Below are 22,158 nucleotides of genomic sequence, written 5' to 3' on the forward strand. Positions count from 1 at the left end.
GAAAATCCTACATATATAGGAGAGATCAGATGAAGAAATTTCTTGGTGCATATCAAAATAACCACATGCATTGGGTGGGTGATGGTTTCCCTGTATATAACCTATTCTCTTATGACCGTTTAGGCCAAACCTTAAGCCCATTTTTGCTACTCGATTATGCAGCGCCTTATACATTCTCGCCAACGACTGAACAGCAAGGCGTAGGTTCGCATCCTCATCGTGGCTTTGAAACAGTGACCATCGCCTACCAAGGTGAGGTGACCCATAAAGACTCAAGTGGCGGCGGCGGAACCATTAAAACTGGTGATGTTCAGTGGATGACTGCGGGTGCAGGCGTGTTGCATGAAGAGTTCCATTCTCCTGAATTTGCAGAGCACGGTGGTCTTTTTGAAATGGTGCAATTGTGGGTAAATTTACCTGCTCATTCAAAAATGACGCCTGGAAAATACCAAGCGATTGAAGCGAAAGATATTCCAGACATTGCACTAGACGAAGAAGGCAGTCATTTGCGGGTTATTGCAGGTGAATATGCAGATGCAAAAGGTGCTGCAACTACATTTAGTCCATTAAATGTATGGGATGGTAAATTGGTTAAAGGCCAAAAACATACCCTCTATGTACCTGAAGGTCACACCACGCTTGTTGTGATATTAGATGGCGCGGTTGTGGTTAATGATGCAAATCGTCTTGAAGGTAAAACCGTTGCGATTTTGTCTCGTGAGGGCGTTGAGTTTAGTTTAAATGCTGAAGAAGATACTAAGTTTTTAGTGTTAACTGGCCAACCACTCAATGAACCAATCGAAGGTTATGGACCATTCGTCATGAATACCAAAGCCGAGATTATGGAAGCGATTAATGATTTTAATCGTGGAAAATTCGGTTCACTCATGCAAGAAGGTTAAATTGTTTAATTGTGCTTAATTGGCTATTAAAGCAAAGTAATAAAAAGCCCGCTATCAAGTGTGAATAGCGGGCTTTTTCGCTGTAAAGATTCTATTTTTATGATGGTTTTCATTATTCTCTCGGCATTGTTTTGTGTGATTTGCTTCTCATTATTATGGGCTAATGATATCTTAAAAAAAGATAGTTGTAAAACAAATGATATAAATATAGTTAAATTATCTTATTTTATTTAAAAGATTTTTTTTAAATTTTTAAAAAATATAGATTTTTATATACTCATCCTCTTTTGTAAAATTTTATGAAAAACTTTTGGGCGGATCTGTTAAATTTTTTCTATATAAATTGATGCAAAAAATAAAAATCTGGTAGTTTTTAATACGGTGTTTTTTGGGGGTATGAGTGATAATCAAAAAAATTCTCGAAAAATGGGACATCATTTTGAATATCGCAATTATTGGCAGTGGAATGGCAGGGCTTGCGGCAGCAAGAATTCTGAAAGATGCAGGGCATACGATCACGATATTTGAAGCACTTCCTGGCCGGGGAATGGATAGCCATAGCATTGAGTTCGATGGTGGAATTATTGATGCACCGCTACGTGTGATGAATCCACATCTGTGGAAGAATACACTCAGCCTTGCTGCTCATTTAGGCATTAAAACCTTCCCAGTTCGTACTTATATGTCATGTAGCTGGTTATTCGAAGATCGTACGGAAACATGGTTAACGACATCTCGTAGCCGTATTGGTAATTTCCCGATTATTAATAACCGTAAAGGCATTCAGCAATATGGCTGGCGTCTTGTGAAAGGGATGTTGCAACTAAAAACTGCGATTCACCAGTTTTTCAAATCCAAAAATCAAGATATTACCCTCGCTGAATTTATTAATCAGAACGATATTGAAGAAGTATTCTGGCACGGTGTGGTTATGCCAGTGCTCTATACAATTTGTACGTGTAATCCAAAAACAATTGGCGATTGGCCTGCAAAAAACTTACTTGAGTTTTTACGTCACTTAACTGATGGCGACATGTTATTGCGCATGAAAGGTGGCACACCTGCATTTGTAGATAGCTTGATTAAAGGCATCGATATCCATAGCGGATCAGCAATTAAAAAAGTTGAATTACAAGGCGAAAAAGTACTGGTTGAAAACAGCCAAGGCGAACAGAACTTATTTGATCGAGTAATTGTTGCAACGCCAACCTCTAAAATCGATGAGTTTTTAAATCCTGAACAATTTGCAGAAGATATGAACCTGCTTAAGCAATTCCGCTTTGAGCAAGGCGATCTTGTCATTCATACCGATGCGACCGTTATGCCACCACGCCGTAAGGACTGGTCAGTGCTGAGCTACATGATGGACCGTAAGTTTACGCGTCAGCAATTTACAGTTTGGATGAATGCGGTTGAGCCAACACTCGTGGGTAAAAATCCTGTATTCCAAACTTGGCGTCCAGTGGTTGATATTGACCCTAAAAAAGTTATTTCAAAAGTGACTTTAACGCGTGCGGTTGTAGACTCACAAACGGTTGCTTTAAACAAAGAATTGCAACAACGCCATTTAGACCCAAGCCGTAAAGTATTCTACTGTGGTTCATGGTCGTGTGATGGCTTGCCAATTTTAGAGTCAGCAGTTACTTCTGCCATGCATATTGCTGAAATTTTAGGTGCACCTTTACCATTTGTAGGCTTAAAACCTAAGGTGGAAGTTGCCCCAGAACTCGGCTACTAAAATTGTGAAAACAAAAGTTCGAGCAGCTCTCTCTCGATTCATCCCTCATAAATATGCAATTGATGCATCAAGCTTAGGGGATGATCAAGAGCTTGCTTGGACAAATTTGGGTTTTTGGAAAAATACCCAAAACTACCGTGAAGCTTGTCGCCAATTGGCTGACCATTTGGCACAAGCTATCAATTTAAATTCAAAAGATCATCTCTTAGATTTAGGCTGCGGACAGGGTGCAAGTTTGTTGCACTGGTTACAGCATTATCAGCCTAAAAGCCTCAGTGCAGTTGAATTGCAAACCCAATGTGTTCATAAAATTCAAAAGCTTATTCCCGAAATAAGCCAGATTTTCTGTGGTTCATTTTTAAATTTAAAACAATTTGAATTTAAACAATACTTCGATGTGGTGATGTGTATTGATGCGGCTTATCACAGTCATTTAAATTCATTTCTAGATTCTATCGCGCCAGTTTTGAATTCAAAAGGACGATTAGGTTTTCACTACCTAATGCGTGCCGATTCATGTCAAAACATGACCATTTTACTAGAACAAAAGCATCGTTATTTACTCAAAGCAGCAAATGTCGCTTGGGATAGTGTGCCAAATGAAAAAATGCTCAGAGCTACCTTGGAACAACAAGGTTTTGTCGATATTCAAATTGAAGATTTATCTGAGCAAGTGTTACTCGGTTTTTCGCAATATATTCAAAATCAACAAGGACAAAAGCAAAGCCGAGGATTGGCAAATTTTAAAATTCAAATGACTGCAAAGTTATGCCAACAACTCTACCAAAATGGATATGTACGTTATATTCAAATCACAGCAATAAAAAAATAGGATGAGCCATGTCAGCCAAATATCAAGGATCGTGTTTATGTGGAGCTGTGAGCTACCAAAGTGAAGCAGAGCCACGCTATAGCTTTAATTGCCACTGTCGAGATTGCCAAAAGGCCACAGGTTCGGCCTATGCACCAATCGCTTTTTTTCACCAATCTGAATTGAAAGTAAGTGGTGAGCTTAAATATTTTGAGACTTTGGGATCTTCTGGGCGACCTATTAAACGAGCATTTTGCCCGACTTGTGGTTCTCAGCTTTTTGGCTTACCTGAAATTGCGCCTGAAATGATTTCAATACGTGCAGGTACGCTTGATGACCCGAGTCTGTATCAGCCTAGAGCAGAGGTGTTTGTGAGCCAAGCCTATGCATGGGATACACTGAACCCAAACCTTAAACACTTTGAAAAAATGATAGAGAAGAGCAAGAAATAAGGCTTAATTAAAAAAGCCAAATATTGCCAAAGTACAGATTAAAGTAAAGCTGACAATGGCGAAAAATAATATGGTTTTTCTAAATTTTAGCTGAGGCATTTTACTTACAATGAAAATAAGGCATGTAAGTATGGTCACTAAAGGTTGAAAAAGATTTGATGGAAAAGTAAACATCTCGTTCATTGTTGTTTTTAAATTTATTCTAGAAATAAAGTAATAAACTCATTATATCGTTTTCTTATTTAATTGACGAACAGAACTTGTTTATAAATTCATATTTTTATTTCAATGATAGTAAATCAAGTTTTAAATTTAAAAGAACCATGTACGCTTTTTCGTACATATATTCGGGAAATTGACGTCTTTTTATGACGTGATAAATTGCCTATGATGAACTCATCAGGAACAGGAAGTTCCGAAACGTAAAACAACAATAATAAGTTTAAGCATCAGGACGTGAGGTATTACAGGAAGTGTACCTAGTAACGAAATACGAAAAAAGCCCAACAGGATGTTGGGCTTTTTTCATTTCTTATTAACGAATTTCTTTGCCACCTAAGACAATAGAGTCACAAGATAGATTGTAAAATCTACAGACAACAAAAAACCCCATAAATCAAATATTCATGAGGTTTAATGATGGTGCCGGCACACGGATTCGAACTGTGGACCTACTGATTACAAGTCAGTTGCTCTACCAACTGAGCTATGCCGGCGATGTGGAGTGAATTTTACAGTTTCTTAAAAAAATTACAAGCCAAAAAATGAGCATTTAAATTTTTTCATATCATTTTTAAATGCTCATAGGGGCTAGCCTGAAAAAGTTAGAGTTTTACTACATTAATGTGCTTTGGCATGTGAAGTATAAACCGCTAAAAATATTCCAATTAAAGACAAGACCACGGTTAAACCTACAATGGCACTCCAACCACCGTGCAACCAGAACCATCCGCCTGCTGAGCCGACAATACTTGAACCCATATAGTAAAAAAGTAAGTAGAGCGAACTGGCATGGGCTTTAGCTTGTTTGCTTTCAGCGCCCACAGAACTACTGGTAAGTGAGTGGGTAATAAAGAAACCTGTGGTAATAAATGCAATACCAATAATAATGCCGAAAAGCGAGCTGAGTAGGGTCATGAGGCTCCCTACAATCATTAAGACAAAACCACCCATCATCATGGTTTTTTTACCAAAGCGATCCGCTAAGCTACCTGCCAACGATGAAGACACCATGCCAAAGCTATACGACAAGAAAATAAGGCTAATTTGTGTCTGACTGAGTGAATAAGGTGCTCCACTTAAACGGAAAGTGGCATAGTTAAACAAAGTCACAAAAACACTAGTCAGCAAGAAACCAATCGCAAATAAGCGTAATAATTTTGTATTGCTTAAATGAGCGCGCCACATTTGCATGTGAAAATCTAAATTTAGCCCTTTTTTCTGCACAAAATTACGCGATGCGGGAAGTAGTTTTAAAAAAGCAATTGAGCAAACAAAACAGATTGCCCCAAGTAAGCCTAAGGCGGTGCGCCATGAAAAATATTCAACCAAAATACCCATGCCGACACGGCCCATCATGCCACCAAAAGCCGTACCTGCAATATATAAACCCATAGTTTTACCTAAGTGCTCAGGTGCGATTTCTTCGGCAATCCAAGCCATCGTCACTGCGGGTACGCCACCAAGTAATAAACCTTCTAACGCACGCGCCATCAATAAACTGTGCCAGTTCGGTGTGAACATAGAGACAATATTTAAAATTGCGGCGCATAGCATTGATGTAAAGATCACGCCGCGACGGCCAAGGGCTTGTGAAAAGGCGCTTGATAGCACAATCGAAATCGCTAAAAAGGCAGTCGTTAATGACAGTGCCAAAGAGCTACTCGCAGGGCTAATCTGGAAGCTTTGGCTAAATGCGGGCAGGAGTGGCTGTACACAATAAATCAGTGAGAAACTGGCAAAACCTACGAGGAATAAAGCAAATCCTGCGTGTTTATAGGCTTTAGTCCCTTTGTGAATCCACTCACGGGAAAGAACAGACGTTGCCTCAGTGTTTAAGGTACTGGGTGTAGATGAAGAGTTCATATCATGACCATGACAGAAAAAGAGCAGTGCCTAAAGGCATGCTGCATCGAGAAAATTCGATAAATTAAAATTAGCAATTTGAGAGGTATTTTTCTAATATATTTAACAATGGATCATGATATGTTTTATATATAGCAATGGAACTCAGGCATATACGCTACTTTTTAGCGGTAGCAGAAGAAAAAAACTTTACCAAAGCTGCGCAACGTTTAAACATGAGCCAGCCGCCTTTAAGCATGCAAATGCGAGACTTAGAAGAAGAGCTAGGTGCAGATTTATTTATTCGTTCTCCACATGGGGTGGAGCTGACCGAAGCAGGGCTTGCCTTTTTAAATGCCATTCAGCCTGTACAGCAGCGTGTAGAAGATGCAGCGAGCTTAGTTAAACAAGTGGCAAATGGCGAAGTGGGCCAATTGCGATTAGGCTTTACAGGCACTTCAATGTTGAACCCTCTCATTCCTAAATGCGTTCGTTATTTTCAGCAGCAATATCCGAAAGTGAATTTAAAACTTGAAGAAGCCAACACTTTACTGCTCATCGATTTGTTGCTTGAAGATCGCTTAGATGTCGCGATTATTCGTTCACCACGAAATATTCCAGATAGTTTAATTATTCAAGAATTATTAGCAGAACCACTCATTGCGGCTTTGCCTTCCGAGTCTTTGAGTTTAGATGATTCAACGCAAGAAATTGATTTAACCACACTGCGAGAGCTTGATTTTATTGTCTCGCCACCATCCATTAGCGCAGGGCTTTTCGATGCGATTAAACAAGCCTGTCATGAGCGTGGTTTTGAACCGAAAATTGGACAAAATGCTCCGCAAATTGTGTCGATTTTATCGTTAGTGTCTGCAAATTTGGGGGTGTCTTTGGTTCCCGAGTCGACCAAACAATTGCAAATACAGGGTGTGGCTTATCGCTCTTTGAAAGCGCCTGTTCCTACGGTGGGTTTAGGGCTTGCCTATAAAAAACATGCCCCTTCACAAATGGCGATTAACTTTGCCAGTGTGGTGCAAGTCGCTTGTCATCACGCCAACGAAATAGATGAAATCGACTAGCTTGATTTCGGTGCTTTGTTCATCAATAAGATGCCTAAAATAATAAAAATCGCGCCATATAAAAACGATAAAGTCGGCTGTTCATGAATGAAAACCCAAGCCATAAGCGCTGCAAAAATCGGTTCAGAAAGTTCAGTGACTTGTACCTTTGCGGCACTCATATAAGACAACGCTTTGGTGGTACAGAAAAAGCCGAGGATGGTTGGCAGAACAGCTAAACCAATCAAGCCTAAAACAATGTCACTATTAAAATTAATACTGTGAAAATTAATTAAAAACGGAACGGCAAGATAAACACTGCCAAATAACAATAAATACTTGGTAAGAAACAGCCCGCCGTTTAATTTGAACTTTTTAACTAAAACCGAAAATAAGCCATAACCTGTGCCGGCAATAGAAGCATTGATCAGCATTAAAAGGCTATTTTCACCTTTCCATGAAATAATACTAATACCAGCAACTGCTAATAATGTTCCAATAAGAGAGTGAATATAGATGCTTTCTTTTAAAATGAACCGACCAAAAAATAGGGCCGAGATGGCAGCCGAAGCCATGAGTACCACCACAACATTCGCCGCAGCGCCGTGGTTGTAGGCAATGGTCTCGAAAAAGAATAAAGAGAAGATTCCTAGAAAAGCACATATGGCAATTTGAGTAAAAACGCTGAGTTTACTTGGCGTGCTGCTAATAAAAGCAATCTTTTGGCTAACAGGGACTTTGAATAAAAAAACACTTAAAAAGAAAAAGGCGATAATGGTTTTTAAAAAGGCAATGTCTTGTGGGTTTAAACCACTGTGCATGAGTAATTTGCTAATCACACCAATAGAGGCATTTAAAGCCGCTGCACAAAGTGCAAATAGGGTTCCAATAATTAAATTATTCACTCTTATAATTCTTCCTAAGTTTTACACATGCAGTCTACATTATTTTTTAGATGAATATTCAATTAAAATAAGCAGTTAAGGTTTAATATTTTCGATGGGTTATTCTGTATGGATTTAACCAGTTTTATAAAAACATAAACTCTTCTAAGAGACTTTTGTTTCAGAGAATTGTGATTTATGGAGCTTACTCATATTATATAATTAGTTAATTATTAAAGAATTTTAAAAATGATTAAATCGATTATTTCAGGTTGCGCGGTTCTCACACTTTCGGCTTTGGCGGTCACGCATGCAGAGTTTTCTTTTGAACAAGAATTACAACAAAGCTGTAATAAAGTGAAGCAATACGCGAGCTTAGGTAAGAAAAACTACGACCAAAAACAATATAAAAAAGCGCTCGAAAATTTCCAGAACCAAGCCTCTTGGACAGCATTTTGTAAAGCTAATGCAGACGAAACCACAGTTAAATTTACCGACCGAGATATTGAAGTTGCCAACAATAATGTGGGCTTAGCCTATGCTAAATTGGGTCAACCACTTTGGGCGAGAGCATGGTTTATGCTTGATGAAAAATCAAAATCTAGCCAGTTTAATCTTAAACAGTTACCTGCCCCTAAAGCATCAAATGACCTATCAGGTGAATATGTCCGTTACTCTGGTTTTGGGGAGTGGGATCACATCACGGTAAGCCGTAAGCAGGGCCAATATGCAATCAGCTATGCCGGTTTATATATGGGACTTAGAAGCTTGATCTATGGCCCAAATATGGGTGAGTTTGACACCAAAATGCCGAGCAATAAAAAGCAAACGGTTTATAAAAATGAAGACTGCCGCATTCAACTCGATTTTAAATCTAACGCAAAATTAGGTAACTATATTCAGGTCAAACAAAGCGAAGGCGAGTCGGGTTGTGGCTTTGGACATAACGTCTATGCAGATGGAACGTATTTAAAAGTTGAGTCTGGAAAATAAAAACGATAGGAACTAAATAATGAAAAATATATTTGCACCTCTAATACTTCTTTCGACGGTTATTTTTTCTGCCCACATTTATGCAGAGCCAACCAACACCTGTAAAGAAGTGAAATTCCAAAAAGCCGATCAGGTATGGAGTGGGCACTATTATTTAAATGGCGTGATGGAAGTGGGTTCGGAGCTTTTACTTCAACCAGATGGCAAGTTTCAATGGATGCTCGCTGTTGGCGCTTTAGACCAATATGCCGAAGGCACATGGTGGAAAAATGGTGACTGTATTGGTTTAAAACCAGAGGCTAAATTTAAAAAGGATTTAAGGATTTTCCCTGAAAGCCTAACGATTTCGGATAAATCCTTAGATGCGATCTGGGAAGGTGGACGCCAGCAGGGCACATATAGCAAAAATTAAATTAAAAAGTCCGACACAGAGTCGGACTTTTTTATAGCTTCGTTTTTAATGATTGACCGCAGCAAGTTGTTGAGCGTTATAGCGTGCGCCCATGTTTGGATATCTCGCAATAATCGCGTCGATTTCTGCCAAATCTGCCGCTGTTAAATGAAGGTCTACAGCACCTGCATTTTCCACAAGTCGCTCGATTTTACGCGTACCCGGAATTGGCATAATGTCGTCACCTTGCGCTAAAATCCAAGCCAAAGCCAGTTGAGCCGCTGTTGCGTTTTTGCTTTGGGCAAACTCGCTAAATGCTTGCGCCAAGCTTTGGTTATTTTTCCAGTTATCGCCTTGATAGCGTGGCAACTGACGACGGAAATCGTTTTCATCTAGGCTACCCACATCAAGCGTATTGGTGATTAAACCACGTGACAGCGGTGAATACGGCACAAGGCTAATGCCTAACTCGCGAATGGTTTGCAAATGGGTTTGCTCAAACTCACGGGTAAGTAGCGAATATTCATGTTGAACCGCTGCAATCGGGTGAATCGCATGTGCTTTACGAATGGTTTCAGCCGACGCTTCACTGAGTCCTAGGTAACGAACTTTACCTTGCTTGACCAAGTCCGCCATTGCGCCAATGGTATCTTCAACCGGAACATTCGGGTCTATACGGTGCGCATAATACAAATCAATCACGTCTGTATTTAAGCGTCTTAAGCTGTTTTCGACCGCGACTTTAATCCACTCAGGAGAACCGTCGATATAAGACTCTAAAGAGTTTTTCGGGTTAAGGTTGTCTTCTTTATAACGAAAGCCAAATTTGGTCGCCAAAAATACTTTGTCGCGGTGTTTTTCTAAAACTTTTGAGAGTAAAACTTCATTTGCGCCGTTGCCGTACATGTCGGCAGTGTCCCAAAAGTTAATGCCGAGGTCTAAGGCCTTTTCTAGAGTTGCAATGCTTTGTGTGTCATCTGAGGCACCATAGGCAAAGCTCATTCCCATGCAACCTAAACCAAGTGCTGATACTTTTTCGCCTGTTTGTCCTAAAGTTCTATATTTCATTTTTCACACTCTTTTTGCAAAATCACTTGAGTAGAAAAACTATAAAATGCTTTGGTTCAAACTGACGTATAACATTCAAACCAATAATTATAAAATTCAAACAATCTGTTTTTAGGCCACACAGTCTTCACGGAACTTTTTAGGTGAAAAGCCAGTATTTTTCTTAAAGAAATTGGTGAAATACGCTGAATATTCAAAGCCTAAGCTATAGGCAATTTCAGAAATATTCCAACTGGTGTGCTGTAGCAGCGCTTTGGCTTCTTGCGTAATACGCGAGCTAATATGCTCAGAGGTGGTTTTACCTGTGGCTTCTTTTACAGCTCGGTTTAAATGGTTTACATGCACAGACAGACCGTAGGCATAGTCATTTGCAGTTTTGAGTTTAAGCTGAAAATGGGGCGAGTCGATCGGGAACTGGCGTTCTAATAATTCAAAGAATAAATGGCAAATCCGAACCGCAGCATTGCTATGTTTTTCAAACTGTTGGGTCGGTTGCATTTTCATGGCTTCATGCACAATTAGGTGCAAATAATTTCTTAAAACGTTGTATTTATGAATATAGTCTGAATTTATTTCAGTCATCATCTTTTTGAAAATAAATGAAATTTCTTCAACTTGTTGATCATTTAAAAAATATAGCGGGTCGCCGTCGACTTTAAACAGCGGTGAGTCTTTTAAAAAACTTTGTCTTGATTCTTGGTTTACAAACTCTTCGGTAAATAGACAAAACCAGCCTGCTTGTTCAGGCGAATTAATTTCCCATGCATAAGGAACCATTGGGTTTGAAAACAGTAAAGCAGGGCGGTCGACTCGTATCCAGCGGTTGGCGTAGTGAAGTTCACCTGTGCCTAAAACCAGTGAAATTTTATAATAATCGCGGCGGCTATAAGGTGTGAGAAACGAGCAGGCATCGCGTTGGAACACGTTAAAATGTCCAAACGAAGTGGATGGAACCGAGTAATCGCTATCTCTGGTTAAAGAAAAGCGGCGATAAAAATCATGTATGGTTTCCATGTTTTTGCCTGCATGCCTTATTAATTTACTTAAAGTTATAAAATTCAAACTTTATTTACTGTAGCTTTTATTTATAACGTGATCAATCAGTACATTTAAGCAGTTTTGAAAATGAATGATTTTTTATAAATACTCTGGGTAAGCAATGTAAGAAGACTCCACACATTCGAAGCCCATTTGCCGATAAAGACTAACCGCTGGGGTGTTATCAACGTCAACAATTAAGTGGGCAATCCTTCCAGTTGCAACAATCCGATTAACTGCAAATTTTAAGATGCGTTCGGCAAAACCTTTTCGGCGATAAGTAGGGAAAGTATATGTGCCGCCAATAGAAACCAGACGATCGGTTTCTATGCCTAAACGCACAATAGAAACGATTTGTTGATCTGCTTCAAGCACAATAATTTTTTGTTGTTGAATTAGAGATACCCAGTCAGGTGTTTCATTTACGGATCGCTCTTTATTGTATTGATGTTGATATTCATCAAGACGGGCAATATCCGAAAGTTCAGCCAAGCGGCCTTGAGCTTCAGAAAATTGGCCTGAGCAAACCATGATCCATTGATCATATTCTCGTAAAATGCGTCCTTTTTGTTTTATCTCGACATGTAATAAGTCTCGTCCGATTGCGGTCGTTACAATCCGACGCGGTTGAAGCTGTAAAATTGAGGTACAGAGCAATGAACCAGATGATGCCTCTGACGGAACCCAGAAACAGGTGCCACCAGCAACGATGACCGCGACTCCTAGCAGTTGCTCGGCGTTTTGTGAGTTATACAACCGCAAGAGTTGCCACTCTGCATTGGTAGCTTGTGTTTGAGCAAGAAAGGCCATCGCCCCAATAGAATAATTGGACCGTTCATCAAGCCACTGAAAGATAAGTTGGTATTCTTCTGAACTGGTGGGAGGTCCCTTTATTATCATTATTAATTACCTATTCAAGTAATGAACTCAATCATAATTCACTATCCTACATTTTTATTATCATGACATCGTTAAATTTAAGTTGAAGGTCTTTTTAGCTTAAATATCTAATTGAATAAACAACAATAATTATTTAACCAATTTCTATTCAACCTTACATTGACACTCAAAAACTCGCGGATTATCCTTTGCCTGCTGGTCACATTGCCAGTGGGTTTTAGCAGACCCTTTTACACAAGAGTACTAAAAGCTTGCTTTTCAGTACTGGATCCTTACGTCCCCCTTTTTTCTATGGTAGGACGGAGGGGGACGCGCTTGCGCGTGCTGGGTCCTTGTGTACCAGTCTGCTAACCCCCTTCGTTCTGCCACCATTATTTAGCAGTAATCGTGGTAGTTCTTCTTTAATACACAAGGAGTTCGCCATTATGCGTACTATTTCATCTCTCTCATTGGCAACCTTTGCCAAAATCTTTGACTCTATACCCAACTGGTCTTTAAAACGGTTTAACCGACTCTAGGTTTTAAGCCATAGGTCATTACGACTAAAAAATCATAGCAACAATAAAACCCGAGATAGGCGAGCACACCATTTTTGTGCGGCTTTCGCATGCCTGTTTTTAGCGCTCAATTTAAGAGCGACGGCATTTCTATCTCTTTTATTTACAACAAGAAATTATTTTAAACGGTATACATGAAAAATTTAGAAGCTTCCTTTCGAGCGACGCGAGCGCTATACACAGCAGCAGAGTTATTTAAACAACATGGCTTCAACAAGGTCGGGGTGGACCGAATTGTTCGCGAGGCCAAAATGACTAAAGCCACCTTTTACAACTACTTTCACTCCAAAGAAAGACTGATTGAAATGTGTTTGTTGGTTCAAAAGGAACAGTTAAAAGAAAAAGTGCGGGCGGTAAGCGAGGCTCGCCAATATCCAGATTTGGTTCATCAACTCAGGCAAATTTACCTTTTACATGCCGATTTAAAAGGTGCTTATTACCTGTTGTTTAAAGCGATTTTTGAAATTAAAAAGCTTTATCCAAATGCCTATCAAACTGCACTCAGATATAGGCGGTGGCTTAAAAATGAAATTTTTTGGGTACTGAGGGAATCTAAAAAAAGAGCCACATATGAAGAGTCTGATATTTTTGTATTTATGATTGATGGCGCGATTTTTGGACTTTTAGGTTCAGATCAGGCAAAGGACAGAGATACATTGCTTGAGTATTTTTTAAGGCGGGTTTGATGGAGGGAAGGCCCGACGGGAGTTGGGCTTTTGGAAGAAATCCATATCAAAATTAGATTAGACTAAAAAAGAAAATCTTCATACATAAATACTTTAATTAATGAATAAAGTAGATAAAATACTTTTTATTAAAAAACAAGGTACTAAAGTTATGGCTATAGGAATCTCGACTGTTGCTCTTAAGGCTGCTGCTCCAACTATTCTTAAAGAAGTAACAACTTTTATAAGACGAAAATATGATAATTATAAAATATTAAATAATCTTTCTGAAAATAATGAAGACTTAGTTTGTTCAATTTCTAAATTAATGTCTGTTAAAACTTTATTAACAGGTGCAGATAGTCCTGTTAATCTATTTGATTTTTTTCAACAACCACAATTAGAATATAAAAAAATAAATTTTTGTATAAATCATATAGAACAAATTAAAGATAAACTAGAAATAGATTCTAATAATATAGTATTCAAAGGAACAGTTGGTCAAGGTAAATCAATATTTTTAAGATCTTTGGCTATTGAAGATTTTATTGAAAATAAAAGAATACCAGTATTTATAGAATTAAAAAATATTTCAAAAAGTAAGGGGTTAATTAGATTAATTAAAGATTATTTAAGTCCATGGGTAGGAGATAATGAGGAAATTTTTAAATTAGTATTGAAGAGTGGAAAAATATCAATATTTCTTGATGCTTTTGATGAGGTGGATTTAGACCTATATCAAGAAACATATAATAGTATTGATAATTTGACTAAAAATTATCCTGAACTGAAAATTATTATTACAAGTCGTCCTGAGACAATAATACTTCAAAATCCAAATTTTTATACAATTTCGTTAAAGCCATATAGTTTTAAAGAACAGAAAGGATTAATAGAAAAAATTGTTGATGATAAAGAGAATCAACAAAAGTTAATTGATTCAGTCCGTTCGTCTAGTTTTGAGGTAAGATCCGTTTTAACTACCCCATTAATGGTCGTCTTATATATTAAACAATATACTTTTGGTTTTTCTGTTCCGCAGCATGTTTCTGATTTTTATAAAAATATTTTTGATGTTGTTACTTTTACTCATGATAAGTCTAAGGGGATAGAAAAGAGAAAATCCTTTTCAAATCTTAACCAAAACCAACTAGAAAAAGTTTTTGAAAGATTTTGTTTTGAATCATTTTTGGTAAGGAAAACTGTTTTTGATAAAACTTTATTTGTAAGTTTATTACAAAAAAGTTTAAAGAAAAATAATATATCTGTTGATATTGATTATACTGACTTAATAAATGATTACACAAGATTTGCTTGTTTAATTTTAAAAGATGGATCAGACTATACTTTTATACATAAAAGTATCCAAGAATATTATGTTGCTAGTTTTATTACTAATTTGCCAGAAGCTTTAGCAAGAGATGTTATTGAAAGGAAATTTATTAAAGAAAGTTATTTTCGATTTTCAAATACTAACTATATCGATTTTTTGCAAGTATTAAGACCTTATTTTTTTAAAAAATATTATCTATTGGGCGGTTTGAATATGTATAAAGAGGAAATGAATATAGATTTTAAAAAAGATGAAATTAATTTTAATAAATTTATGGGAAGTTTATATAAATGTTTAGAAGAGTTTGAAGGGGGTAAAGAAACACATTTTGGAATAAACTACGGTACTTCTCCAGTATTTTTTCAAACATTTGATAATGAAATTAGAGATGGTTTTTCATATGCTTATGATGAAAAATTAGTAGACAGTCAAATGATACAATTAATCAATCAACGCCAGTTAGATGATTTTTTGATTAATCATGAGAATGATATTGATAAAGTTACAGATGTAATTGAGGATAAAAAGTTTTTTATAGAAATGGAAAAGGCTTGGTTCAAAATATGCGATAGATTTGAACAAATAGTTCAGGAAGTAGATCAGATAGAGACATCTGTTCTCAGTGATGATTTTGATGATATCTGATATATCTCAAATTAACCATTGTAGTTGTCTTAGGGAAGGGCTTAAATTGTTTAAATTTAAGCCTTTTCGAATAACTCTAATTACCGCTCATTTAAAACCAACTGTTTAATCTTAACTGCCTTCTCGAAGTGATCTAGCTTGTGTACCATAATCCACCAATGCGCTGCTTCCATCAGTAGCTCAGGATTATCGTTCTTATTTTTAAAAAAAGCGTAAAAAGACAGGCCAACATTGTCTCCCTTCTTTTCAATTTTCTCGTCGCATCCCTTAATAAAAATTTCTCTTAATTCATGTCTCATATTGAGTATCACTTTCAGTCTATAAAACTAAGAATTCATATTCCGCTCGCCCCATTGGCACATCATATCTAACAAAGGAATTAAAGATTGTCCTTTTTCTGAAAGTCGATACTCAACTTTAGGCGGAATTTGAGGATATTCCTTGCGGGTAATCAGCCCATCTCTTTCCAATTCTTTAAGAGTATTACTGAGTGTTCTAAATGAAATATTGCCAATGCAGCGTTGCATCTCATTAAAACGCATGACATTTTTTTCATAAAGCCAATACATAATAATCATTTTATATTTGCCATTAATTAAAGAAAGGGTGTACCCAAAACCTGTCTCTTCTAACGGCGTATATGATGGAACGCATTCAGTCATTTTTAAAACCTACACTATCTTTTAGTATAGTATATAACACAAATTACCGTACTTATATTTAGGAAAGCACACTTCTATAATCGACTTATCTACTTTCCGATAAGAGTGTTTTTATAATGAGAAAGACATTAGTCATTGTTACTCACCCTCACATAGACCAGTCTGTTGTAAATAAAAGATGGGTAGAGGAACTAGAAAAACACCCAGACCAATTTACGGTTCACCAAATTTATCAGGCTTACCCAGACGGGGTGATTGATGTTGCTAAAGAACAAGCGCTTGTAGAAGAACACGAAAATTTAGTGTTTCAATTTCCAGTGTATTGGTTTAACTGTCCACCGCTTTTGAAACAATGGCTTGATGAAGTTTTGACCTATGGGTGGGCGTATGGTTCAACAGGCGACAAACTTAAAAATAAGAAATTTATGTTGGCTGTGTCTGCTGGTGTAAAAGAAAAAGTTTATTCAGAGTATGGTGAATACAAGCTTTCTTTAGAGCAGATTTTTACTCCCTTTAAGCTAACAGCTTTATATGTTGGGGCGGACTATCAACCACTTCATGCATTTTATGGTTTAGATACCAATCCATCAGAAGATGATGATGTTCCGACGCACCAAGATATAGAAAATAATGCGGTTCAGTATGTTCAGAAGTTATTCGCGTTGTCTGAGTAATTTTTAAGGTAGGGAGGCCTGAACGGGTGAGTTTGGGTCTTTAATAATTGTACTTCTAAGAGAACTTGGACATTTTAAATAAGAATAGTAGAGTAGATTTTTAACATATTATTTTAATTATTTATTTAACACGGCATTTTAAAAATTAGAAAGGAAGCCAAATGCTAAAGTCTAGAATCTTTATAACTATCGGACTACTTCTTGCTGGACTATGTTTATTTGCAGCCTTTAAATCATACGAGAAAAAGGCTAACGCTGAAAAAGAACAAGCGAGTCGAGTTGCTATTTCCTTTTTTGATTCACTTTCTAATGGAGATGCAGCTACAGCATATAAATATGTTTGGTTAGGCGAGAACTTAAATATTCGAAATGCTGAAATACCCCAAATTTATAAAGATTCAAAAGTTATAGAAGTGCTAAAAGTTCGTTACGACTCAGCAAAAAATAGACCTGATTATTATCAACAATTTTATAAAATTATTTTACTCGTCATAAAGATAAAAACAGTACATGCGGATCTTGCTGGTAACCCTGCGGGAACCTATATCGTGTTTGTAACTGTTGTAAAAAAAGATCCGAAATCTAATTGGCTCGTTACTGAGTTAGGTAGTGGGGCTTAATTGGGATAATAAAATATTTAGCCAATAAAAAAGACCTAAATCAAAATGATTTAGGTCTTTTTTGAATTCTGGCGGTGAGAGAGGGATTCGAACCCTCGATACGCGCAAACGTATACACACTTTCCAGGCGTGCTCCTTCAGCCACTCGGACACCTCACCAAGGCGTGCGATAGTAACTAAAAAAACGAGTCCTGCCAAGATTTAAGACGAGCATTACAGAAAAAAAATAATAGAGGTGATAAGATTGCGCTAAAAATCATATTGGTTTAATTACACAATGCAAAATACGGCCAAAAAAGCGACCTTGCCTGCCACGGCTTTGGCAGCTCTTGGAGTGGTCTTTGGAGACATCGGAACAAGTCCGCTCTATGCCTTGAAAGAGTCCTTCCATGCAGCGCATGGGTTGGGTATTCAGCCTGAAAACGTATTAGGAATTTTATCTATTATTTTTTGGTGCTTAATGCTGATCATCAGCATCAAGTATGTCGCCATTGTCATGCGTGCAGACAACAACGGCGAAGGCGGGATCATGGCCTTACTCGCATTGAACTTACGTAAAGCCAAAATTGCCGACAACAAAAAAATCTACATGATTGCCATTGGATTTATCGGCGCATCGCTGTTTTTTGGTGACGGTATTATTACCCCAGCCATTTCGGTATTGTCAGCCGTCGAAGGCTTGTCTATTGCCACCGATGTGTTTGACCCGTTTATCATGCCGATTGCGATTACCATTATCATCTCGTTGTTTTTGGTACAAAAACACGGTACGGCCTTTGTCGGTAAGTTTTTTGGCCCGATCACCATGGTGTGGTTTTTATCTTTAGGATTATTAGGCCTTCACAGTGTTATTCAGACCCCTGTGGTGTTGGGTATGTTCAGTCCACACTGGGCCATTCAGTTTATCTATCATCATCCAGTAATGACCTTTTTCATTATGGGCGCTGTGGTGTTAACGGTAACGGGTGGTGAAGCACTTTATGCGGATATGGGCCACTTCGGACCAGTACCAATACGTATGGCATGGTTCTTTGTGGTGTTGCCATGCTTGGTTTTAAACTACGCAGGACAGGGCGCATTATTGCTCAGAGACCCAGCGGCAATTGAAAACCCGTTCTATTTATTGGTGCCGCAATGGGCACTTTACCCAATGATTATTATGGCGACCATGGCAACGGTAATTGCTTCTCAAGCTGTAATTTCTGGGGTGTTTTCTCTTGCGCGCCAAGCGATTCAATTGGGTTATTTACCACGTTTAAGTATTAAACATACGTCTGAGTCTGAAGAAGGCCAGATCTATATTCCTTTCTTAAACTGGTTACTTTTAATCGCAATTATTATCCTAATCTTGATCTTCAAAAGCAGTTCGAACCTTGCAAGTGCGTATGGTTTAGCTGTCACCTTAACCATGCTGTGTGACACGATTTTGGTTGCGGTGTTTATCTATTCAGCTTGGAAGTGGAGCCTGCCAAAAGTGCTGCTCCTGATTATTCCGTTCTTTATTTTAGAGTCGGTATTAGTCGGTGCAACTTCACTTAAAATCTTGTCTGGCGGTTGGGTACCACTACTCATTGGTGCGATTGCCGTGACCATTTTAATGACATGGAAACGTGGTCGTGAGCTTACTTTTGCCAAGCTTGAACACGATACATTGTCGCTCGATTTGTTTGTAAAAAGTATTGGTAATAGCGTGCACTGGGTGCCGGGTGATGCAGTATTTATGACGGGTACGCCAAACGTTGTGCCACATGCCATGCTGCATAACATTAAGCATAACAAGGTGCTGCATCAGCGTAATATCTTGGTCACTGTAGTGATTGAAGATGTGCCTTATGTTGAACCCGAAGAGCGTATTACGACAGAAACATTAGCTGAACATTTCTTCCGTATTAAAATCTTCTACGGTTTTAAAGATGAAATGAATGTACCAAAAGCATTGATGCAAGCCTATGAACAGCTTGGTCTTGAGTATGACTTGATGCACATCAGCTTCTTCATTTCCCGTGATCGTATTGTGCATTCAGTGGGCGATGGTATGTCTCCATGGAGAGAGAAACTCTTTATCTCTATGCAGCGTAATACTAGTCCAGTGAGTGACTTCTACCAAATTCCAACCAACCGTGTGGTTGAGTTAGGTAGCCAAATCGAAATATAAAAATTGATGTAATAAAAAACCAAGACAGATGTCTTGGTTTTTTTATGGCTCTGATTATTGAGCTTGTTGCATTGGTGCATCTGCTGGTAAAGCACCATCTTTTGCCATCGGATCTGCCGACTGATTTGGAGCTGCCGGAGGCGGTGGTGTGTTTGGATCTTGTGGCGCTGGAGGCGCTTGATTTGGTGCAGGTGGTACTGCATCAGTTGGTGCTGCTGGTGGCGCCATTTCACCACCTGCTGGAGGTGCCGGTGGAACATCTGCCGGAATAGGAGCACCTGTAGGCGCTGCATTTGTTGGTGCAGCAGAAACTTGCTGTACTTGTCCGCTATTGACTAAATCGCTAATAGAACCAGGTTGGCCATTTACAGTGGTAGTAACTTTCACTTTAGACAAACTTTCTAAAGTATCTCCTGGCTGGACTGCTGGCTCAGCTAATGCTGCCATACTACACAATCCTGTGATTACGCCAATACCAATAATCTTTGAATGGATCATTAAGTGGACTCCGATTATATTTTTATCCAAATTTGTGGAGCTAACCATGTCATAAGCCATAAGTGCATTTCAACGAAAGATACGCAATTGACGTAATTCAATAGCCAAAGCCTCTCATAATTCCAACAGATTGTTACGTAAGGGGAAATAGAGTTACAAAAAAGATGACCATGTTTTAACCATATGAAAGATAAGAGATATACTTAAAAAAGCAGGATTGTTAAGCTGCGTCTGGACAGTAGTATTGATAGAAACATGGCAAGTAAAAAACGCAGTAAAGGTAAAAATTCATTCTCTCTAAGTGAGCATTTTGGCAAGATTATTCTTGCTTGTATTGCAGCCGGAAGCTTTGCAATTGCTTTCGGTAGTGAAAAGATTTCGCAGTGGTTTTCGCCTTTAAGTACTAACTCGACTTGTCTTAACCAGTTTTATCGAGAAGTTCCGCCTGCTTTAAATAAAGAAAGCTTAAAAAAAGACAGCTATCCACTGTGCTTTAACGGTTTTAATGTCCTCTATTCTGGCATTTCTAAAACACCATTATGGTCGGCCGAGCATTTAGATGCAGAACGTTTAAGTGTCAAAATTAAACGTGAAGATAACTTCCATGAAGAAACGCGTGTTCCTCAAAAGCATCGGGCACTGTTAAGTGACTATCGCGGTTCAGGCTATGACCGTGGGCATATGGCACCTAATGGTGATATGTCAAATAAAGAATCCCAATCTGATAGTTTCTCGCTCAGCAATATGGTGCCGCAAGCACCTAAAAATAACCAAGAAGTCTGGCGTAAGCTCGAAGAAGCGACCCGTGCTATTGCCACTAAACAAAAACAAGATGTTTATGTGGTGACAGGCCCTGTTTTTGAAGGCAAACGTCTTAAAACGATTGGGCAGGGTGTGATTGTACCAACCGCAGTTTATAAAGCGGTCTATATGCCAAAAACTGGCGCGATCGGGGCTTATTACGCACCTAACAATAACTCTCTACAAGTAAAAGTCGTGAGTGTTTGCTACCTTGAGGAGCGCTTAGGCGTTAACCTATTCCCGCAGTTAACCGAGCAACAAAAGCGTAATGTCTATCGCCTACCTTTAACAGCGAGTCAAGTTAAGGCAAATCAAAAGTTAGACTATTTACACTGGGATGGTGAAAGTCAGTGTGAACAAGACTTAAATGCCGAACAAATTCAAGCGTTACAAGACCAGTTTAAAAAGCAAAAAAGTGGCTCTACAGAACCGATGGAAGCAAAAGTTCCAGAGATTGACGAAGAAACACGCCAAGCTATTGTGAAGCAACTGGTTGAAGCATTGGTGAACTACTTCTTGCAAATAATGAAATAAGCAGCTTTTTTTGATTGTTATTGCAACATCGTAATTGTTTAAAATAGAATCCATAGACAGATCTGTCTATGGATTCTATTTTAATAAGGACAATAACAATGTTTGCCTCGATGTTTCTTTTTTCATTTGCAATGTCTATTACCCCAGGCCCAGTCAATACTGTTATTTTATCGACCAGTTTAAATCATGGTTTAAAAAGATCGATTCCCTATATTTCAGGCGCCACGATTGGTTTTACCTTACTTTTAATTTTTATGGCATTTGGTCTTCAGAGTTTATTAACTCAGTTTCCTATTGTGCTAAAAGTTCTCGCAGTTTGCGGAACGCTATTTGTTTGTTATATCGGCATAAAAATTATTCTTGCTGCCGCCAATATTTCCATTTCAAGTGCTCCTGTAGAGCAAATTATTATTCCTAATTTTAAAGATGGTTTCTTGTTACAGTGGCTCAATCCTAAAGCGTGGTTGGCTTGTGTGTCAGGCATTACCATGTTTACTAGCATTGAAAACCCAGAGTCGTTGCCGATCTTTATCGTTATTTATTTTTTCACTTGCTACGCGTGTTTGTTCTTTTGGGGACTATGTGGTGATAAATTTTCAGTGGTGCTTAATCAGGGCAACCGGTTGAAATATTTTAATATCTTAATGGGCGTTTTCTTAATTTTATCGGCACTTTTAATTTTGATCGATTTTTTTTAAATTGATCGTATTACACT

At 38.2% G+C, this 22,158-nt stretch carries 22 protein-coding genes and 2 tRNA genes; 14 read left to right on the forward strand and 10 right to left on the reverse strand.

Going from position 1 to position 22,158, the window contains the following annotated elements:
- Positions 1–29 precede the first annotated feature (29 nt).
- The 4 genes from KTJ10_RS11495 (at position 30) to KTJ10_RS11510 (ending at position 3,903) form a co-directional block, all read left to right on the forward strand.
- Positions 30–902, forward strand: a complete 873-nt coding sequence (locus KTJ10_RS11495; RefSeq protein ID WP_068564491.1) for a pirin family protein — start codon at positions 30–32, stop codon at positions 900–902.
- 439 nt (positions 903–1,341) lie between these two features.
- Positions 1,342–2,640 carry an FAD-dependent oxidoreductase gene (locus KTJ10_RS11500; RefSeq protein ID WP_050501297.1) on the forward strand — a complete coding sequence of 433 codons (1,299 nt, stop codon included), beginning with the start codon at positions 1,342–1,344 and terminating at the stop codon, positions 2,638–2,640.
- Between the two features lie 4 nt (positions 2,641–2,644).
- Positions 2,645–3,472 (forward strand): SAM-dependent methyltransferase, encoded by an 828-nt coding sequence (locus KTJ10_RS11505; protein ID WP_262442060.1) that lies wholly within the window; start codon positions 2,645–2,647, stop codon positions 3,470–3,472.
- A gap of 8 nt (positions 3,473–3,480) precedes the next feature.
- Entirely contained in the window at positions 3,481–3,903 is a 423-nt protein-coding gene (locus KTJ10_RS11510; RefSeq protein WP_002117390.1) for a GFA family protein, read from the forward strand.
- Between the two features lie 640 nt (positions 3,904–4,543).
- Here the strand turns inward: KTJ10_RS11510 and KTJ10_RS11515 are convergent.
- A tRNA-Thr gene (locus KTJ10_RS11515) sits at positions 4,544–4,619 on the reverse strand.
- A gap of 124 nt (positions 4,620–4,743) precedes the next feature.
- The gene (locus KTJ10_RS11520; RefSeq protein ID WP_262442061.1) at positions 4,744–5,988 is read right to left on the reverse strand and encodes an MFS transporter; all 1,245 of its coding nucleotides are present in this window, start codon (positions 5,986–5,988) and stop codon (positions 4,744–4,746) included.
- 137 nt (positions 5,989–6,125) lie between these two features.
- On the opposite strand from KTJ10_RS11520, the gene KTJ10_RS11525 reads away from it, so the two are divergent.
- Positions 6,126–7,046 (forward strand): LysR family transcriptional regulator, encoded by a 921-nt coding sequence (locus KTJ10_RS11525; RefSeq protein WP_262442063.1) that lies wholly within the window; start codon positions 6,126–6,128, stop codon positions 7,044–7,046.
- On the opposite strand, the gene KTJ10_RS11530 is transcribed toward KTJ10_RS11525, so the two are convergent.
- Positions 7,043–7,930: a DMT family transporter gene (locus KTJ10_RS11530; protein ID WP_262442064.1), complete on the reverse strand. Its 888-nt coding sequence runs from the start codon at positions 7,928–7,930 to the stop codon at positions 7,043–7,045. The genes KTJ10_RS11525 and KTJ10_RS11530 overlap by 4 nt on opposite strands.
- A 228-nt stretch (positions 7,931–8,158) precedes the next feature.
- On the opposite strand from KTJ10_RS11530, the gene KTJ10_RS11535 reads away from it, so the two are divergent.
- Together KTJ10_RS11535 and KTJ10_RS11540 are read left to right on the forward strand one after the other, a co-directional pair.
- Positions 8,159–8,902, forward strand: coding sequence for a hypothetical protein (locus KTJ10_RS11535; RefSeq protein ID WP_262442065.1), 744 nt, complete (start codon positions 8,159–8,161; stop codon positions 8,900–8,902).
- A 19-nt stretch (positions 8,903–8,921) separates the two neighbouring features.
- Positions 8,922–9,314: a hypothetical protein gene (locus tag KTJ10_RS11540; protein ID WP_262442066.1), complete on the forward strand. Its 393-nt coding sequence runs from the start codon at positions 8,922–8,924 to the stop codon at positions 9,312–9,314.
- A 45-nt stretch (positions 9,315–9,359) separates the two neighbouring features.
- Here the strand turns inward: KTJ10_RS11540 and KTJ10_RS11545 are convergent, their stop codons facing one another.
- The 3 genes from KTJ10_RS11545 to KTJ10_RS11555 all read right to left on the reverse strand — a co-directional run bounded on the left by KTJ10_RS11545 (position 9,360) and on the right by KTJ10_RS11555 (position 12,299).
- Positions 9,360–10,361, reverse strand: a complete 1,002-nt coding sequence (locus KTJ10_RS11545; protein ID WP_262442067.1) for an aldo/keto reductase — start codon at positions 10,359–10,361, stop codon at positions 9,360–9,362.
- A 111-nt stretch (positions 10,362–10,472) separates the two neighbouring features.
- Positions 10,473–11,375 (reverse strand): helix-turn-helix domain-containing protein, encoded by a 903-nt coding sequence (locus tag KTJ10_RS11550; protein ID WP_002052189.1) that lies wholly within the window; start codon positions 11,373–11,375, stop codon positions 10,473–10,475.
- A 123-nt stretch (positions 11,376–11,498) separates the two neighbouring features.
- Entirely contained in the window at positions 11,499–12,299 is an 801-nt protein-coding gene (locus KTJ10_RS11555) for a GNAT family N-acetyltransferase (RefSeq protein ID WP_262442068.1), read from the reverse strand.
- Positions 12,300–12,990: 691 nt separating this feature from the next.
- Between KTJ10_RS11555 and KTJ10_RS11560 the strand changes: the two genes are divergently transcribed.
- Complete coding sequence (locus KTJ10_RS11560; RefSeq protein ID WP_163119872.1) at positions 12,991–13,542, forward strand: TetR/AcrR family transcriptional regulator; 552 nt, start codon at positions 12,991–12,993, stop codon at positions 13,540–13,542.
- A 100-nt stretch (positions 13,543–13,642) separates the two neighbouring features.
- On the forward strand, positions 13,643–15,499 hold the full coding sequence (locus tag KTJ10_RS11565) for an NACHT domain-containing protein (RefSeq protein WP_262442070.1): 1,857 nt from the start codon (positions 13,643–13,645) through the stop codon (positions 15,497–15,499).
- Between the two features lie 80 nt (positions 15,500–15,579).
- Here KTJ10_RS11565 and KTJ10_RS11570 read toward each other — a convergent pair whose 3' ends face one another.
- On the reverse strand, positions 15,580–15,798 hold the full coding sequence (locus tag KTJ10_RS11570; RefSeq protein WP_262442071.1) for a DUF6500 family protein: 219 nt from the start codon (positions 15,796–15,798) through the stop codon (positions 15,580–15,582).
- Between the two features lie 27 nt (positions 15,799–15,825).
- The gene (locus KTJ10_RS11575) at positions 15,826–16,161 is read right to left on the reverse strand and encodes a winged helix-turn-helix transcriptional regulator (protein ID WP_262442073.1); all 336 of its coding nucleotides are present in this window, start codon (positions 16,159–16,161) and stop codon (positions 15,826–15,828) included.
- Positions 16,162–16,277: 116 nt separating this feature from the next.
- On the opposite strand from KTJ10_RS11575, the gene KTJ10_RS11580 reads away from it, so the two are divergent.
- On the forward strand, positions 16,278–16,835 hold the full coding sequence (locus KTJ10_RS11580) for an NAD(P)H-dependent oxidoreductase (protein ID WP_262442074.1): 558 nt from the start codon (positions 16,278–16,280) through the stop codon (positions 16,833–16,835).
- 161 nt (positions 16,836–16,996) lie between these two features.
- Positions 16,997–17,455 (forward strand): hypothetical protein, encoded by a 459-nt coding sequence (locus KTJ10_RS11585; protein ID WP_262442075.1) that lies wholly within the window; start codon positions 16,997–16,999, stop codon positions 17,453–17,455.
- A 69-nt stretch (positions 17,456–17,524) separates the two neighbouring features.
- Here the strand turns inward: KTJ10_RS11585 and KTJ10_RS11590 are convergent.
- A tRNA-Ser gene (locus tag KTJ10_RS11590) sits at positions 17,525–17,614 on the reverse strand.
- Positions 17,615–17,732: 118 nt separating this feature from the next.
- On the opposite strand from KTJ10_RS11590, the gene KTJ10_RS11595 reads away from it, so the two are divergent.
- Entirely contained in the window at positions 17,733–19,610 is a 1,878-nt protein-coding gene (locus KTJ10_RS11595; RefSeq protein ID WP_032053315.1) for a potassium transporter Kup, read from the forward strand.
- A gap of 54 nt (positions 19,611–19,664) precedes the next feature.
- Here the strand turns inward: KTJ10_RS11595 and KTJ10_RS11600 are convergent, their stop codons facing one another.
- Positions 19,665–20,108 carry a hypothetical protein gene (locus tag KTJ10_RS11600; RefSeq protein ID WP_032053314.1) on the reverse strand — a complete coding sequence of 148 codons (444 nt, stop codon included), beginning with the start codon at positions 20,106–20,108 and terminating at the stop codon, positions 19,665–19,667.
- Positions 20,109–20,363: 255 nt separating this feature from the next.
- On the opposite strand from KTJ10_RS11600, the gene KTJ10_RS11605 reads away from it, so the two are divergent.
- Together KTJ10_RS11605 and KTJ10_RS11610 are read left to right on the forward strand one after the other, a co-directional pair.
- On the forward strand, positions 20,364–21,443 hold the full coding sequence (locus tag KTJ10_RS11605; protein ID WP_032053310.1) for a DNA/RNA non-specific endonuclease: 1,080 nt from the start codon (positions 20,364–20,366) through the stop codon (positions 21,441–21,443).
- A gap of 98 nt (positions 21,444–21,541) precedes the next feature.
- Entirely contained in the window at positions 21,542–22,141 is a 600-nt protein-coding gene (locus tag KTJ10_RS11610; RefSeq protein ID WP_032053309.1) for a LysE family translocator, read from the forward strand.
- Positions 22,142–22,158 lie beyond the last annotated feature (17 nt).

It is taken from the genome of Acinetobacter sp. WU_MDCI_Abxc222, from assembly GCF_025514755.1.
In the GTDB taxonomy this organism is placed as follows: domain Bacteria; phylum Pseudomonadota; class Gammaproteobacteria; order Pseudomonadales; family Moraxellaceae; genus Acinetobacter; species Acinetobacter geminorum.